General features: G+C 46.0%; 11 protein-coding genes. 3 read left to right on the forward strand and 8 right to left on the reverse strand.

Going from position 1 to position 16729, the window contains the following annotated elements; genetic code table 11:
* Nucleotides 1–30 precede the first annotated feature (30 nt).
* The 7 genes from QUB61_RS11435 to QUB61_RS11465 all read right to left on the reverse strand — a co-directional run bounded on the left by QUB61_RS11435 (nt 31) and on the right by QUB61_RS11465 (nt 11556).
* A complete protein-coding gene (locus QUB61_RS11435) occupies nt 31–1551 on the reverse strand; it encodes a methyltransferase domain-containing protein (protein ID WP_333130349.1) in 1521 nt (506 codons plus the stop codon).
* A gap of 129 nt (nt 1552–1680) precedes the next feature.
* Complete coding sequence (locus QUB61_RS11440) at nt 1681–3327, reverse strand: tetratricopeptide repeat protein (protein ID WP_333130346.1); 1647 nt, start codon at nt 3325–3327, stop codon at nt 1681–1683.
* A 251-nt stretch (nt 3328–3578) separates the two neighbouring features.
* On the reverse strand, nt 3579–8198 hold the full coding sequence (locus QUB61_RS11445) for a tetratricopeptide repeat protein (RefSeq protein ID WP_333130343.1): 4620 nt from the start codon (nt 8196–8198) through the stop codon (nt 3579–3581).
* A gap of 469 nt (nt 8199–8667) precedes the next feature.
* Nucleotides 8668–9273, reverse strand: coding sequence for a 50S ribosomal protein L25/general stress protein Ctc (locus tag QUB61_RS11450; protein WP_333130341.1), 606 nt, complete (start codon nt 9271–9273; stop codon nt 8668–8670).
* Nucleotides 9274–9337: 64 nt separating this feature from the next.
* Complete coding sequence (locus QUB61_RS11455) at nt 9338–9706, reverse strand: hypothetical protein (RefSeq protein ID WP_333130339.1); 369 nt, start codon at nt 9704–9706, stop codon at nt 9338–9340.
* Nucleotides 9707–9723: 17 nt separating this feature from the next.
* A complete protein-coding gene (locus tag QUB61_RS11460; protein WP_333130337.1) occupies nt 9724–10161 on the reverse strand; it encodes a hypothetical protein in 438 nt (145 codons plus the stop codon).
* Nucleotides 10162–10215: 54 nt separating this feature from the next.
* Nucleotides 10216–11556, reverse strand: coding sequence for an adenylosuccinate synthase (locus QUB61_RS11465; protein ID WP_333130335.1), 1341 nt, complete (start codon nt 11554–11556; stop codon nt 10216–10218).
* Between the two features lie 417 nt (nt 11557–11973).
* Here QUB61_RS11465 and QUB61_RS11470 point away from each other — a divergent pair, with 417 nt between their 5' ends.
* From QUB61_RS11470 to QUB61_RS11480, 3 genes are all read left to right on the forward strand, one after another.
* Nucleotides 11974–13011 carry an adenosine deaminase gene (locus QUB61_RS11470; RefSeq protein WP_333130332.1) on the forward strand — a complete coding sequence of 346 codons (1038 nt, stop codon included), beginning with the start codon at nt 11974–11976 and terminating at the stop codon, nt 13009–13011.
* Between the two features lie 249 nt (nt 13012–13260).
* Nucleotides 13261–14565: an aspartate aminotransferase family protein gene (locus QUB61_RS11475; RefSeq protein WP_333130330.1), complete on the forward strand. Its 1305-nt coding sequence runs from the start codon at nt 13261–13263 to the stop codon at nt 14563–14565.
* A 332-nt stretch (nt 14566–14897) separates the two neighbouring features.
* On the forward strand, nt 14898–16376 hold the full coding sequence (locus tag QUB61_RS11480; RefSeq protein WP_333130328.1) for a TldD/PmbA family protein: 1479 nt from the start codon (nt 14898–14900) through the stop codon (nt 16374–16376).
* 169 nt (nt 16377–16545) lie between these two features.
* Here QUB61_RS11480 and QUB61_RS11485 read toward each other — a convergent pair.
* Nucleotides 16546–16729 (reverse strand): hypothetical protein (locus QUB61_RS11485; protein ID WP_333130325.1); only part of this gene is annotated, 184 nt, incomplete at its 5' end.

Genomic DNA, 16729 nt, shown 5'->3' on the forward strand with positions numbered 1-16729 from the left:
TTTTGCCTCCTTCAATTTCTAGGTTCTCTTTCAGGTTATGATGCCTGATGCTGTGAGAGCATGAGCATAATGTTCTGCATTCTTAAGTGGCTCCACCGGACTGACCTTTGTGATTAATGCTGCAAATTGTACATAGCACGACGGATCGACCTGTTTAGCATTTGTTATGCTGTAGATTTTGATTTTCATGCCATTTAAGTTCTGGCATACTCGGCTAAAAACACGCTCAGGGTCGTAAAATCGGCCGTGACGCTTCCCCCACCCGTAGGCGCAGTAGACTGTAGCATCATCGTCAAATTTGACTCCTTGCGGTATGGAAACAGCCGGATCGGTTTGAATTGCATATTCATCAAATAAATAGAAGGGGGTAATACATACGGCACCACCCGGCTTAAGTATGCGCGACACTTCTTGAATAAAACCCCGATCTGAACCATTTTCAAAATGTTCAAATGAGCTGTGGAGGGCCATTTTAGTTGCAAACCCATCCGGTACTGGCATATTCGCTGCGTCCCCTCCGATTTTATTGCCATTCAATCCATGAGGGTAATCAAGGTCTTGCAAATATGCTTTCACACCAAACAGGCGATGATAAATTTCTGGTGTGGGGCTGTGCTGGCTGGCAATATCGATGTAGATGTCTTTGTCGTTAAGTTGTAAAAGTTTGGCTGCTATGTAGTGTTCTAGAGTTTTTTCCGGCAGATTAAAAGAGTAATAGTCAGGGAAGTCCTGTACATATCGTGCATCCTGAAAGTATTGGCGATACTCTTGCAAGTCAACTTCATAATTTTCTACATCAATTCCTAGATTAACAAGACCCTGAAATACTTTTTCTTGCGAGTCAGGGCCGTGCATGACACCACCTAGTTTCTGGGGATTAGGTATTTCAGGATGATAGTAATTCAAATCAGATTTTGGCTTAGTTACTACTGCCATCGGCTTTTCAATATCAATTGTCTTCAATTCCCTAAATATAGGGTTTTCTTCTTCCTTCTTGGTTATGTAAAACTCTCTTTGAATCACTCTCTTTAAGGTTAAGCTTACTGATCTTCCCGTCAATAATTCCTCTTCAGAAACTGCACATACTTGACCATACTCGTCTATTTTTGACATCCCAAATCCCATTGTTAATAAGTTATAAGCAAAAGACTTGGGATTAAATCCAGCATTTTGAATGCGGGAGCTATTAAAGCTCATATAAATAGTAGCATGGGGATTTTTATAGAGTAAATTCTGCATCCCATTCAAAATAATAGGAGCCACACCTTGAGCTTCTATACTAATCGCATCTATTCTGGGTGTCTCCACAAAAACTTCATCCAGTGAATATGTTTCAAATTCATTCAATCGAGCGTCTACTCGCAAAGGAAAAGTATTTCTGTTGGCGTAGACCTCTTGAATGGATACTTTTATTTTTGTTTTTGCTTCTTCTGCTACAACATGAAGTACCGTAATTTTTTGTTGATGGTGCTTTACCTTTAGCTCTTTTTTGAGTCCTGCGTATTCAAAAAGGCGATTCTGTATTTCTCCAACAGTAAGTAAGTCTGACATAATTTTACAATGATATGTTGTTGAATTCACTCCTCTGAAAAAACACTGGCGTTTTTTTGCTATCGATCATTTTGTCAATTGAATTTAGATGTATTTGCCCTAATCCTGGCTAAGTTATTATTATCAAACTCATAGATTTCGGGTCTCAAGTTCAATGGCACGGCGGTAAGCATGACTGGCCTCATCTACTTTACCTGTTTTAGCTAAGGCATCTCCTAAATTGTTGTGTGTTGCAGAGCAATCTGGGTTTAATTTTATAGCTTTGCGGTATGCAGCGAGCGCCTCATCCAGATTTCCTTGGGTCATAAAAGCTTCCCCCATATGCTGATAAGACGAACTAGAATCGGGGTTGATTTTAATGGCACGGCGGTAAGAAGCGATCGCATTTACCCAATGCCCTTGCTTTGCTAGAGCTTCGCCTAAGTAGTGATTAGCTTCCCAGGAATTGGGTTCTATCTCAATAACCTGACGAAAAGAGGCGAGCGCTTGATCTAACTGATTTTGTTGTACCAGAGCTTTGCCTAATTGTAAATAGAGTGCAGGGTCATCTGACTTAATCTCTAGCATCTTTTGGCGAGCGCTCAGTACATTGTTCGGATTCAGTTCAATTGCCTTGTAATAACAGTTCAACGCTTCATCTAAATCCGACTTAGCTTCTTTCGCGATAGGTTGGACGCGCGAGCGCTGTCTGAGAGCATCCCCTAAATGGTGAAGTACCACATCCGAGTTAGGCGCAATTTCCAGAGCTTTCCGATACGCAGAAATTGCCTCATCCCACCGCCCAAGCTGGTATAGAGCAAATCCCAAATGATCCTGAGCCTCCAGCGAGTTAGATTCCATCTTAACAGACTTGCGGTAACTGCCCACAGCTTTCTCCCACTTTTGCTGTGTTGCCAGCGCATCCCCTAAATGTTGGTATACTATAGCCGCATTCGGGACAAGCTCAAGCGCTTTCTGGTAAGATTCGATCGCCTCATCCCAGCGCTGCACGATCGACAAAGTATGCCCCAAATAGTGGTGGACGATCGCCGAACCCGGTTCCAACTCAGCGGCTTTCGAGTAAGCCGCGATCGCCTCCTCCCATTGACCCTGTGCCGCTAAAGCCGTTCCCAATTTATAGTAAATCCAATGGAAATCAGGTTTTAACTGAATCGCCTTTCGGTAATAACCCACTGCTTCTGCTAATTCATTCTTACCTTGCAAAGCCTCTGCCAACTTCAGGTACAATTCCCCATCACCAGGATTTAGCTCGATCGCCCTTCGCAAGCACTCAATCCCTTCATCAACCCGTCCCTGTCTTGCCAAAGCCTCCCACAAATTTTGGTAAGGCAAAGCCGATTCCGAGTCCAGATCGATCGCTCTTCGCAAACAACTTATAGATTCATCCAGTTGACCTTGCAAACACAAAGCCTTCCCTAAACTATTGTGAAACTCGTAGAAATCAGGATATATTTCCACAGCTTTGCGGTACGCAGCAACGGCTTCATCTAGATTGCCCTGCTGTTCCAAAACCTCTCCTAAATTGTGCCAAGACCAAGCCGAATTCGGGTTAAGTTCGCAGGCCCTGCGGTAACTTTTCTCCGCCCCATCCCGCTGCCCCAATTTCGCCAAAACTTCACCCAAATTGTGGTGATACCAGGAAAAATCCGGGTTGAGTTCTGTACAGCGCTGGTAGGCGGCGGCGGCTTCCTCTAATTTACCCGACTGTTTCAGGAGGTTGCCTCTATGAAAATAATTAGAAGCAGTCTCTTCATGCACTTGTAATGAGCTATTCATAATTTTGTACCGTAGATTTCTTTTTTTTTTTCTTGGTCGATCGGGGTTTCTAACTATCTCGAATCTGACATTTTGCACCGTCCATAAATGAATTTCGCGCGGAGTGGGGCGGGTTTATTTAACCTCTCTGCACCCTTTCAAGCTATTGGTGAACCCGCCCCTACAGGTTCTTGATATTGGTGCAAGATGTAAGCGGGGACTCAGGACAGATTTTAGACTTAAGTTGACACTTTAAACTCATGGGCATATTCCTAATGACTCGGCCGCCAATTCTTGTCCTCCAATCTGATACCGCTGTCTTGACAAGCTCTGGTTAAATGCGGGCTGTAGTAAGGGTCATTCTCAATATATTTTTGCCACCGGCTTTCGATCAGCTTCGATTCCTTCCTCAGCCGCTCTTTCTTTGCAGGCGAGTCTTCGTAACCCCGGCTTTTAGATTCGTGGTGGTAGAGAACTACATGAGGCAGGTAAATATTTCGGTACCCTTTCTCTAGCATTTTCAAACACAAATCCACATCATTGTACGCCACTGTTAGTTCTTCGTCAAACCCCCCAACACTTTCAAATACTTCGCGGCGACACATTAAACACGCAGCAGTTACGGCTGAAACATTATTCATGCCTACCACATTCCCGAAATACCCTGGTATGGAGCGAGGCATATGGTAATAGCTGTGACCGGCAACTCCGCCGCCGAGTCCCATCACCACTCCCGCGTGCTGGATTTTGTTATCTGAGTATATCAACAAATTGCCCACCGCCCCGATCGAGCTTCTCTGAGCTTGTTCAACCATTGCGTCAATCCAATCGGGAGTAATTACCTCTGTATCGTTATTCAAGAACAGCAAGTAATCTCCCTCGGCTTTGCTAGCAGCGTAGTTGTTAATCTTAGAGAAATTGAACGGAATATCTAGGCGATAACTTTTAAACCTCGCTGATTCCTTAGCCGTCCATTTAGCCAGAATTTCCGCCGTGTGTTGCTCTTGACTGCCGTTGTCGATGACAATAACTTCGTAGTTGGGGTAGACGCTCTTAGTAAAGATAGACTCCAAGCAATTGTCCAAAACATCGCCTAAATCCCGCGTCGGAATAATGATGCTGACCCGCTTGTAATCCGCAATTTTGTAGCGTGCAATAAAGTGTCCCAAAAAGTCGGGAACGCCTACAATTTTCCCCGGTTCGCCCCTGCGTTCGATCGCCTCTTGCAAAGCTTTTTGCCCTGCGTCATAGGCATAGGGTTTAGCCTCTACACCGCCAGCCGCCGAACCTGCGTGCATTCTCCAGTGGTAAAGAATTTTAGGGATGTGAAATATTTTGTCAGTTTTTTCTGTCAACCTCAAAACCAAATCGTAATCCTGAGCTCCTTCAAAGCCCGGTCTAAAACCGCCGATTTCATTGATTAGCGATCGCCTGTAAGTTCCCAAATGGCAAGTGTACATCCGAGATAAAAATGAATCCGGACTCCATTCTGGCTTGAAGAAAGGATTTATCAGTTCTCGATCCTGATAAATCTTGTCTTCATCTGAATAAATCATGTCCGCTTCCGGGTGGCGGTTCAGCAGCAGCACCACTTCATACAAAGCCTCTGGTGTCAGCGTATCGTCGTGGTCTAGCAATGACACAAATTCACCCGTCGCCAACTCCAAAGCCGAATTGGAACAGTGAGAAATGTGACCATTTTTGGTGCGATAAACTACTTTAATTCGGCTATCTTTAGCTGCATATTCTTGTAAAATCTGCTTGACATGAGTCGCGGTTGATGCGTCGTCCGCAATGCACAATTCCCAATAAGGATATATCTGATTGAGAACTGATTCTATTGCCTCCTTTAAATAATTTTCTGGCGTATTGTAAGCCGGCATGACGATGCTAATCAGCGGCTTGTAGTTAAAGATTTCTAATGTTTCAGCCATCTTCCGCAAGTCAGCTTCTCTGGGGCTGTTCTTAGCGCGCCACTTCGTGTAAGCTGGGTCTTGACCGAGGAATAGCGAATCTCGTAAGTTTTGATAATCCAAACCAAAAAGTTTCGGATCTAGTTTGCTCGCGGTCTGATAAGCTTCCAGAGCTTCCGAAAGCTTGTCTTGTTTAGCTAAAGTTTTTGCTAAATTGTGGTACGACCAGCCAAAGTCAGGAGCCACCTCGATCGCTTTCCGATAAGCCGCAACAGCTTCATCAAGCCGACCTTCTTGTTGAAATATATCCGCTAAGTTGTGGTGCGACCAAACAAAACTTGGATTCAGTTCAGCAGCTTTCTGATAGCTTTTAATAGACTCATCAACTTTACCTATCCTTTTCAGGACATCGCCTAAATTGTGGTGAGTTCCAAAGTAATTGGGATTAATTGAAATTGCTTTGCGGTAGGCGGCCACAGCCTCGGTCAATTTACCTTCTTCTTGCAGAGACTCCCCTAATTCGTGGTACTCTGCAGCTATCCCCGGGCTGTGTTCGATCGCATTTCCCGAGTGTGCGCGAACAGCGCGATCGCCGGACGCTGCCCTACTTACACCTTTTTTTTTTAACACCTCTTCTAACCGCTCAGAAATAGCCTTGTCATCAGGTCGAATCTGCAACGCCATCTGATAAAAGACGATCGCCCCATCCGGCCAATTTTTCCGCACCAAAGCATCAGCCAACTCAACATAAAGGTCAGCATCATTCGGCGCAATCTCCAGGGCTTTGTGATACAACTGCACGTCATCAGGATTCTCCTGAATCGCCCGCCGGTACAAACCCATAGCATCCTTCAAATCCCACTGCGATCGCATCCTCAAAGCATCAGCCAACTTTTGCGAAAGCCACGGCAAATCCGCCTGAATTTCCGCAGCGCGGCGGTAAGCGGCGATCGACTCATCCCACCGTTCCAGCTTCTCAAAAGCCGTCCCCATGTTGTAATAAGTCCACGGAAAATCAGGATTCAACTCGGCCGCGCGCCGGTAAACATCGCTCGCTTCCTCCCACCTTTCCATAGATAGCAGCACGTCGCCCAACTTGCTCTGGGACCAGAAGAAATTCGGATTGATTTCGTTAGCACGCCGGTACGCAACAACCGCCTCATCCCACCGTTCCAAATTCACTAGCGCTTCTGCTAAATTGTTGTGCGCCCAAAAATGCTCGGGATTGAGTTCGATCGACCTTTGGTAAGCCAAAATTGCCTCATCCCACCTTCCCAGTTTAATCAGCGCGTCTGCTAAATAGTTGTGCGACCAACTGAAATCTGGATTTAACTGTGTTGCTTTGCTGTAAGCCTCTACAGCTTCTTCCCACCGTTCCAACTTCAGCAGCACGTCTGCTAAATTGTTGTGAGACCAGCTAAAATCTGGATTTAATTCAATCGCCTTGCGGTAGGCATTTACAGCTTCCTCCCACCGTTCCAACTTAACCAGCGACTCAGCTAAATTATTGTGCGACCAAGAAAGTTCGGGATTATTTTTAATAGCATTGCTGTAAGCTTCTACCGCCGCTTCCCACTGTTCTTGACTCTTAAGAATTTCGCCCAATTCGTGATAAGCGGAGCCCGCATTTGGGTTCAACTCTACCGCCCGCCGGTAACAGTCAATACCTTGATTTACCTTACCTTGCTCGATCAAAGTTTTGGCTAAATTCTCGTGTTCCTCAGCGGTGCCCGACTTGGGGTCGATCGCAAATGCTCGATACCAAGCCTGGGCCGCCTCTTCCAACTTGCCTAACTGAGTTAACAGTTTCGCAAAATTGCGAAAAGCACCGGCAAAATCCGGTTTCAGGGCGATCGCCTTTTCGTAAGCTGAAACCGCTTGCTGCCACTGTTCCTGCTGCGCGCAAATGCTGCCGTAATTAGCGTAAGCTTCGGCAAAATTTGGGTTAATTTCTATTGCTTTGACATAGCAACTTTTAGCTTCATCAATTTTGCCCCCAGCTTGCAGGGCATTGCCGAGCAATTTGTAAAGCGGCGCTTCCGGCTTAATTTGCAGCGCTTTCTTGCAAGCTGCGATCGCCTGTTCCAATTTTCCCTGAGCAAAATAGCCTTCTGCTAGTATTTTGTATGCTTCTGGATCTTCTATATTAATTGTAGAATTAACTGGCTGCTGCACTGGCTGCTGCACTGGCTGCTGCACTGGGGTAGCTGCGGGCTGCTGCTTAACTGCACCGTTTGGAGCTGTTGCACCCGCCAAACTTGGCTGCTTAACTGCACCGTTTGGAGCAGTTGCACCCGCCAAAGTTTCCTGTCCCTCGCTGCCGTTTCTGGCATGAGCTGCGTTGAGTTCAATAGCTTTGCGATAATATGCTGTCGCTTCCTCTAACTTGCCTTGTTTTTTTAGCGCTTCGCCCAAATTTTGGTAAGCTGTCGCCACATTAGGATTTAATTTTATGGCGCGATCGTAACAAGCGATCGCTTCTGGGAATTTTTCCTGCCGAAAAAAAGCGTCGCCCATATTCAAGTGTTCCCCAGGCGGTACTTTTTCCGGTTCCAAACTAAATGCTTGATACCAGCACTGCTGGGCTTCTTCCGGTTTGCTAATTTGTCCGAATACTTTTGCTAAATTCCGGTACACTCCCGCGAAATTCGGCTTAATCGCGATCGCCTTTTGATAAAATCCGATCGCCTCCTGCCATTTTTGCTGCTGCGCGCCCAGGCTGCCCAAATTCGCGTATACTTCCGCAAAATTCGGTTCTATTTCAATCGCTTTTGCGTACCAGTGCCGCGCCTCTTCCATCCTGCCTTGAGCTTGCAGCGCGTTGCCCAAAGTCTTGTAAGCTGGTGCAAAATTGGGGTGAATCTTTAAGGCTTGCTCGCAGGAGGCGATGGCTTCTTCTAATTTTCCTTGGGATAAGTATATTTCTCCCTGTTGGTTAAATTGAACCGCTGTTGATTCTGTACTCACTGTTGATGGCATATGGGCGGCGGCTCCAGAGGCAGGAATTAAATAGGGTAGTCAAAACGTTTCACAATTATACTCGCGTTTGACACTAACAGTACCGAACTTGTTCCCCCAATTTTTAATTTTTTTGACTGCCGGTGCTATCGAGAAACCCGGTTTCTCGGCTGATTTTTTTGATTTGACTGCTAAATATGTAAGAATCAGCCCGGTTTCTGGCCCATTTGCGCGCCTCTCCCGACTTTTGTCGCTTCTGGTCGATCGCCCCTTTTGTAAAAAAAAGTAAACACTGCCGGTGCTTGCTTGTGGGATGCTTGCTTGTGGACTGGGCAAGGGATCCCGCCTTAAAAAATCTTACAAACGGTGCAAAATGTGCGATCGAACCCAAACAAGAATAGCCTTTTTAGCAAAAAACGATCGCCCTTTTGGGAGAAAGCGATCGCCCTTTTTTTTCAACCATTAGTTAACAACTATTAGCAATTACTAATCAAGCTGCTGCCTCTGCGTCTTCTTCTGCGTCTTCTGGTTCAGAACCTGCTTGAATTCCCAGCACGGTAACAACCACCTGATCTGGTTCGCCGAGAGCTACCACTCCCTCAGGCAAAACTAATTCGTGAATGTGCACCGCATCCCCTACCTTTAAATTAGAAATATCTACTTCAATTGCTTCAGGAATGCTATCAGGTTTGCACTTAACTGCCAGTTGCGTCAGGACGGTATCCAAGATGCCGCCTTCTAACTTGACGCCAACAGGTTCGCCGACAAAACGCAGTGACAATTCAACTTCCAGGCTGTCTTGAGTCGCCACGGAGAAAAAGCTCAGGTGGTAAGGATAGCCCTTCCAAGGATGAACTTGAACTTCCCGCAGCAAGGTTTTTCCGCTCCAAGAGAGGTCAGGAATGCTGAGGTCAATTAGGGCATTGTTGACTACGTGCTTTTTGAGCAGGTGTTCAACTGTTTTGGCTTTGATGGTAAGGGAAATGGATTCCGATCCTTTGTGACCGTAGAGGACGGCTGGAATCAATCCGGAGCGGCGGAGGGCGTTAGCTTTGCTGCCTTCTGCCCGCTTTTGACATTCTACTGCGAGTTCCATTTTCTGACTTTCTGTTGATTGTTTTCACATTTTATCAAATTTATGCTACAGCGATCGAACTTAATTAAATTCGCTGAAGGTATTGATAATTTTCGTTTTCCACACACTTCAGCAATTGCAGCATTTTTCTCAGACGGTACGTTCCTGATTGATACTCTTCTTTTGAAGGGTAATCACCAAGCTTAGTAAGAACTGCATCGCTTTCACTGATGATTGCTTCGCTGAAAATTTTCTTGAACTGCTGGCGAATATCTTGATTTAATTCAACTAGAGGCAGAATTACATTTTCTTCATCTAGGTAAATTTGGGTTTCGACTGATTCGCCACCTATTTTTGAAAAGGCTGATTTTGCTAACCACTCGTAAGTAGCTGCTGTTATTCTTACACTATCGGACGGTTCACCATTGGCTGAATAAAAACTGATGTCAAACATTGGGATTACTCCTGCTACTAAACATCTAGAAACTCGTTCAAAGGAATATTTTCTGCATAAGCTATACCTGCTTTTATAAATTTTGCCTTGCCAGGTCCAGAAATTCTATCGGCACTTACAACTGCAATGACAGTAGCAGTATCAATAATTTCATTAACTGCTTTTCCTGAAAGGTATGTGGTTTTGATTTCTATATGCGGTAAGTTTGTTTTTCTTTCCTCTAAGGTTGACTGTGAATCTTTGATATTTTCTCTCGTGTATTGATTATGAAGATCCCGGATTATTTCTTTTACTTGCGAGGCATCATTTGGAGCTACAATCAAAATGTCTCCTTTCGGATCGTTGCCAGTAGTTCTCTGGGATGCAATGCCACCTTCAGCTAACTTTCCGATTACCCAGCCAACCAAATCTCGATGAAGGGTTAGTTGGTAGATCAGACGATCTTCATCGGTCATTGGAGCCTCGTCACACATGAGATCGACCCTTTTTCTCTATTATAACTAAACGTGTTATGATTGTGCTGCTACAGGCCTACCGTCAGCCGAGAGCAAAGCGCGTTTCGGGCCGTGAATCGGGTCTTCTACAATAATAGTTTGGTCGCGGCTCGCACCGAGAGAAACAATTGCGATCGGCACTGCCATCAAATCTGCCAAAAACTTCAGATAATCCAAAGCTTGCGGCGGTAAATCTTCCAAATTGCGGCAGTCTTCCGTAGACTGTTTCCAACCGGGAAGCGTTTCGTAAATAGGTTTGCACCGAGCAAATATCCGGGAACTTTTCGGGAAATCCACACAGCGTTCGCCGTCAATTTCGTAAGCAACGCAAACTTTTATTTCTTCTAATTCATCCAAAACATCTAGTTTGGTAATTGCCAGACAGTCAAGGCCGTTGATGCGGACTGCGTAGCGGCCGATTACCGCGTCGAACCAACCGCAGCGGCGTTTCCTGCCCGTTGTCGTGCCGAATTCTGCACCTCTATCGCCCAAAATTGCGCCAACTCCATCTACCATTTCGGTAGGGAAGGGGCCTTCTCCGACGCGAGTTGTATAAGCTTTTGCTACGCCAATTACGCGATCGATCGCTGTTGGCCCGACTCCGGTTCCCACACAAGCCCCACCAGCGATGGGATTGCTCGAAGTAACGTAAGGATAAGTACCGTGGTCTAAGTCTAATAAAGTGCCTTGGGCGCCTTCAAACAGAATATTTTTCCGCTTGTGAATTCCCTCATAAATCTTCAGCGAACTATCTACTACGTGCGGCCGCAAACGTTCCGCATACACCCGATATTCATCAATTACATCTTGCGGATTCAGAGGCGGCAAATTGTAGAGTTTTTCCAGAATGAGATTTTTACAATTAATCGTCCATTCCAGTTGTTCTTGCAACCCTTCCAAGTCCATTAAATCGAGCATCCGAATGCCGGTACGTTCCGACTTGTCTGCGTAAGTAGGGCCGATGCCGCGTCCCGTCGTCCCGATTTTATAATTTCCCCGCTGCTCTTCCGATGCTACATCAATTAATCGGTGATAGGGCATCGTCACGTGAGCAGTCTGCGAAATCATCAGCGAGGCCGTCGAAATATTCAGTGCCTCTAACTGATCTAATTCTTCTATTAAAACTTTAGGGTCGATGACCGTGCCGCAGCCGATGATACACTCTTTATCAGGGTAGAGAATCCCGGACGGAATTAAGTGCAGCTTGAAAGTCTGACCGTTGACTACCACGGTGTGACCCGCGTTGACGCCCCCTTGGTAGCGGACAACTATATCTGCGGATTTGCTGAGCAAATCGGTAATTTTGCCTTTTCCTTCATCGCCCCACTGGGCGCCGATTACAACTACGTTAGCCAAGGGTTTCTCGCGTTCTGTTCAGGTTGACACAATCTCCGATTATGTACGAATGCGTCCCGGATGTCAATCTATTTTAGATTTTAGATTTTGGATTTGAGATTTTAGATAGGGGCATGGGGCATGGGGCATGGGGCATGGGGCATGGGGCATGGGGCATGGGGCATGGGGCATGGAAACTCACACACAACCAATGACTAAGTAGAAAGGCGCAAATAAACAGCACTATATAACGAAATATAAATTTTCCTTAAACCCTCTTCCCTTCAGTCTTCTGCCTCCTGTCTCCTGCCCGATACCAATAATAAATATTTACGCCAACTTACTTAAGAACTAAGGCCTACTGACTAAGGACTACTGACTACTGACTACTGACTAATTAATTTTTGTTAACATTGAGAAAATAGAGGCTTTGTTGCCATGACTTTACACGCTGAGTTGCACCGCCATCTGGGTGGTTCTGTCGTTCCTAGGGTGCTGTGGCGGTATTTCGATCGCCACAATGCTGAGATGGTTAATCGATTTCCGAAATACTCGGAGTTTGAGGAGTTTTACACTCGTCCGCGCAATACTCTCAATGAGTATTTGGAACTGCACACGCTGGTAGAAAGCGTTCAAACTGTTGAGACTTTGCCTTATTTCATCTATCGGTTGATGCGGGGCGCTTACGTGTTTGAAAATCTGGCTTATTTGGAGTTGCGCTATACGCCTTATTTGCGGACTCCAGAACATTTGAATCAGTCAGAACGCATAGATTTGATGTCAGAAATTGTACAAGTTGTGGGCAAGGCAAGTCAAATTAGCGATTGTCCAATTGTTACTAGCCAAATTTTGTGTATGCACTCGCGTTTACCCTATGAGGTGAATCGGGCGATCGTAGATTTGGCGGCCGGGATGGGGGAATATGTTTGTGCGATCGATATAGCTGGCGGCGATGCTTGTATTGGCGAGCGTTTGGAGGAGTTTGTCCGATTGTACCAGTACGCGAGGTCGATCGGCATCAAAACTACCGGCCACCTGTACGAAACTACCTCAGGCTGTTATCCCGAACTTCTGCCTTATCTGATGCGTATCGGCCACGGGATTCAAATTCCATTAAAATATCCCGAATTGCTGCCAGAAGTCGCGCGCAGGGGTCAATGCTTGGAAGTTTGCCCGACTACCTATCTCAAAACGGGAACCTTGCAGGATATGCGCGAATTGAAGGTTGTGTTCGATCGATGTTTTGAAGCTGGTGTCGATATTGCCATTTGTACTGACAACGCGGGATTGCACAACGTGCGGCTGCCTTTTGAGTACGAGAACTTGTTAACTTTGGATATCATTGATTTTCGGCAGTTGCAAGCGTGTCAAGAGGCCGCTTTTCGCCATGCTTTCGCGTGGCCCTACGACGACAGGCCTGTGAAAATGCTGACAGGTTTGTTGCAGCATGAGTCTGTGGAGGCGAGCGTTAATTAAAGAATATCTATTTAATGAACCGCGAAGGCGCGAAGGACGCGAAGGAAGAGAAAGAGGAAGATAGGTAGATAAGACTATACTTGTTGGAAATGAGAAAAAGCTCTTTCTTCTCTTCCTTCGCGCTCTTTGCGTCTTCGCGGTTCGTTTAAAAGAGATATTTGTAAAATTATAATAAGTGTCGTGCGATCTGCAATCGGTAGCAAGTTATAGTTGGGAGGCAGAATCATCAATATAAAATGATAAAAAAACATGACAAATATGGACGCTTACTGGATGCCCTTCACCGCCAACCGACAGTTTAAAGCGAATCCGCGAATGTTGGTTGCGGCAAAAGATATGCACTTTACAACCGATGATAACCGCTCAATTTTAGATGGTACTGCGGGGCTTTGGTGCGTGAATGCAGGACACGCCCGCGAGACAATTGCCGAAGCAGTTAAACAGCAGGTTTTGCGTTTGGATTACTCTCCGGCTTTTCAGATGGGACATCCGGGTGCTTTTGAATTGGCCGAACGTTTGGTGAAGATGATTCCGGGCAATTTCGATCGCGTTTTCTTTACTAATTCGGGTTCGGAATCTGTAGAAACTGCTTTAAAAATTGCCATTGCTTATCACCGGGTGAAAGGTGAAGGAACTCGCCAAAGATTGATCGGCAGGGAACGCGGCTATCACGGCGTTGGTTTTGGGGGAATTTCTGTCGGCGGTATCGGTACAAACCGCAAATTTTTTGGCAGTTTGCTCGCGGGAGTCGATCATTTGCCTCACACTCACAGTCTCGAACACAATGCTTTCAGCCGCAAACAACCGGAATGGGGAGCGCATTTGGCGGATGAATTGGAGCGGATTGTCGCTTTGCACGATGCGTCTAATATTGCAGCGGTAATTGTGGAACCCGTGGCTGGTTCAACGGGGGTTTTGATTCCGCCGAAAGGTTATTTAGAGCGGCTGCGGGCGATTTGCGACAAATACGGAATTCTGCTGATTTTTGATGAGGTAATTACCGGATTCGGGCGCGTCGGCTCTAGTTTTGCAACGGAATATTTTGGGGTGGTTCCCGATATTGTGACGGCGGCGAAAGGGATAACTAACGGTACGGTGCCGATGGGGGCGGTGTTTGTGAAAGAGGGGATTTACGATGCTTTTATGAATGCTCCTGAAAATGCGATCGAGCTTTTTCACGGTTATACTTATTCTGGTCATCCTCTGGCTTGTGCGGCTGCTTTGGCGACGCTGGATATTTATGAGGAAGAAAGGCTGTTTGAACGGGCTGATAAGTTGGCAGATTATTGGGAGAATGCGGTTCATTCGTTGAAGGGTGTCCGGCACGTAATTGATGTTCGGAATCTGGGACTGGTGGCGGGTATTGAGTTGGAATCTATCGCTGGAAACCCTGGGAAACGGGCTTTTGATTGTTTTATTCAGTGCTATGAAAAAGGGTTGCTAATTCGGACGACGGGTGATATTATTGCTTTGTCGCCGCCGCTGATTATTGAGAAGGAACATATCGATCGCATTGTGGAAATTTTGACAGGGGTTTTGCAGGAGATGGAGTAGGCTTAAAATGAGATGTTGCACCATTCTTGCTTAACAGGCAAGATGCCTGTTCCACATTAACAGGCAAGATGCCTGTTCCACATTAACAGGCAAGATGCCTGTTCCACAAACAGTAAATTTCTTGTGGGGTGGGCATCCTGCCCGCCCATAAAATATCTATGGATAATGGTGTAAGATATCAGAGTAAATGAACCGCGAAGGCGCGAAGGACGCGAAGGAGGAGAAAGAAGAAGGTGCAGTTCTTCCTTCGCGCTCTTTGCGTCTTCGCGGTTCGTTCAAAAAATAGAAAAACGCTATAATAATTGACAACTAACGACGAATGACGAATAACTATGGTACAATTAATTACAAAAATCTCGGCTAACGAGTTAGCAAATTTGGCTGTAGATTTGATTCGGAAAACAGGCTGCGAGTACGGTGATGTGCGTTTTTGCAGTTACCGAAGGCAGAATCTTTACGCGCGCGATCGATCTTTAAGTCAACTGTCAGATAATGTAAGTTCGGGTTTTGGCGTGCGGGTGCTTCTCGACGGCGCTTGGGGGTTTGCCGCCAGTCACAGCAAAACACCTGCAGAGATTGCAAGAATAGTCGCTTTGGCTGTAGAAATCGCTAAAGGCAGCCGCTTAACTCAAAAGGAACCGGTGCGGTTAGTGCCTGTCAAAAAATATGTCGATACCTACATTACTCCGATCGCCATTGACCCTTTTTCTGTACCCGTTGCTGACAAAGCCGAACTGCTGCTAACTATCAACGAGAAGCTACTAGCACACGGCGCACAAGGCGTCAAAAAAGCTTCTTCTTTTTTGCAGTCAAGCCGCGAAGACAAGGTTTTTGCTTCTACAGAAGGCTCGCTAATCGAACAAACAATCTACCGCAGCTATCCGGGTTTTGGCTGTACGGCAATTGCGGGCGGCGATGCCCAAAGTCGCAGTTACGAACGCCCGCCGATGAATATCGGTTACGAACATATTAATCCCGATGATTTGTTGAGTCAAGTCGAAAGAGTGGCCGCCGAAGCTATTGAGAAAGTCAGCGCTCCCACAGTCCAGGCTGGTATTTGCAAATCCCTGATTCTTATGCCGACAAATTTGTATTTGACTATCCACGAATCAGTAGGACATCCAACAGAATTAGACCGGGTTTACGGCTACGAATCTAATTTGGCTGGCACGAGCTTTGCTACTACTGATAAGTTAAATAAACTGCAATACGCTGCACCTTGGGTGAATTTTAAGTGCGATCGCACTCAACCAGGCGGTCGCGGTACAATGGGTTACGATGATGAGGGCGTAAAATCACAAGATTGGTACGTTGTCAAGGATGGGATTTTAGTTGATTATCTCACTGACAGAGAGACGGCTTATCGCCTCGGACGTGCCAGCAGCAACGGTTCTGCTTACGCTGACAGTTGGTCGAGCGTGCCGATGGTGAGAATTCCCAATTTGGGATTGGAGCCGGGCCCGGATGGTGGCAGCCATACTGCTACTTTGGCACAAATGATTGCTGATACCGAAGACGGGATTTTAATCGACGGTATAGGTAGTTATTCGATCGACCAGCAGCGGCGCAATTTTCAATTCGGCGGCGATGCTTTTTGGAAGGTGGAAAAAGGTAAAATTGTCGGTATGTTGAAGGATGTAACTTATCAGGCGATGACTACTGATTTCTGGAATCAAATAGATGCGATCGGGCCGGCTTCGGAGCAGGTTCAGTGCGGTACTAATATGTGCGGAAAGGGCGAACCGATGCAGGTTGCTCAGATGAGTCACGCTTGTGTGCCGGTGCGAGTGAGGGATATTCAAATTGGGTAATAGGGCATGGGGCATGGGGCATCGGTTCTTAGTTATTAGTTAATTGCTAACAATGCCCAATTCGCAATGCCCAATTCCCAATGCCTAATTACCAATCATGATTGTAACAACATAGCCCGCAAGTTTAAGTGAAGACCAAGCCTTATCTGTAATAGAAAAAGCAGTCAAACTATCCAAAGCAGAGGAAGTATTTGTCAGTCTCTCTACTAGCGAAGAATCTTTTTCGAGATTCTCGGAAAATCAAATCAGTCAAAATATCAGCAAAACTGTATCTAGCCTGAGCATTACTAGCTATTTCGGCAAGAAAAGCGCCTCTGCTGCTGTTACAGAATTTGATGAAGATGCGATCGCCT

The sequence above is a fragment of the Microcoleus sp. C2D2 genome (assembly GCF_036702495.1).
Classification (GTDB): Bacteria; Cyanobacteriota; Cyanobacteriia; order Cyanobacteriales; family Microcoleaceae; genus Microcoleus.

Coding starts and splice junctions, on each gene's coding strand:
- QUB61_RS11435 (WP_333130349.1), bottom strand. CDS start 1,551: ATGTCAGACTTACTTACTGTTGGAGAAATACAGAATCGCCTTTTTGAA.
- QUB61_RS11440 (WP_333130346.1), bottom strand. CDS start 3,327: ATGAATAGCTCATTACAAGTGCATGAAGAGACTGCTTCTAATTATTTT.
- QUB61_RS11445 (WP_333130343.1), bottom strand. CDS start 8,198: ATGCCATCAACAGTGAGTACAGAATCAACAGCGGTTCAATTTAACCAA.
- QUB61_RS11450 (WP_333130341.1), bottom strand. CDS start 9,273: ATGGAACTCGCAGTAGAATGTCAAAAGCGGGCAGAAGGCAGCAAAGCT.
- QUB61_RS11455 (WP_333130339.1), bottom strand. CDS start 9,706: ATGTTTGACATCAGTTTTTATTCAGCCAATGGTGAACCGTCCGATAGT.
- QUB61_RS11460 (WP_333130337.1), bottom strand. CDS start 10,161: ATGACCGATGAAGATCGTCTGATCTACCAACTAACCCTTCATCGAGAT.
- QUB61_RS11470 (WP_333130332.1), top strand. CDS start 11,974: ATGACTTTACACGCTGAGTTGCACCGCCATCTGGGTGGTTCTGTCGTT.
- QUB61_RS11475 (WP_333130330.1), top strand. CDS start 13,261: ATGACAAATATGGACGCTTACTGGATGCCCTTCACCGCCAACCGACAG.
- QUB61_RS11480 (WP_333130328.1), top strand. CDS start 14,898: ATGGTACAATTAATTACAAAAATCTCGGCTAACGAGTTAGCAAATTTG.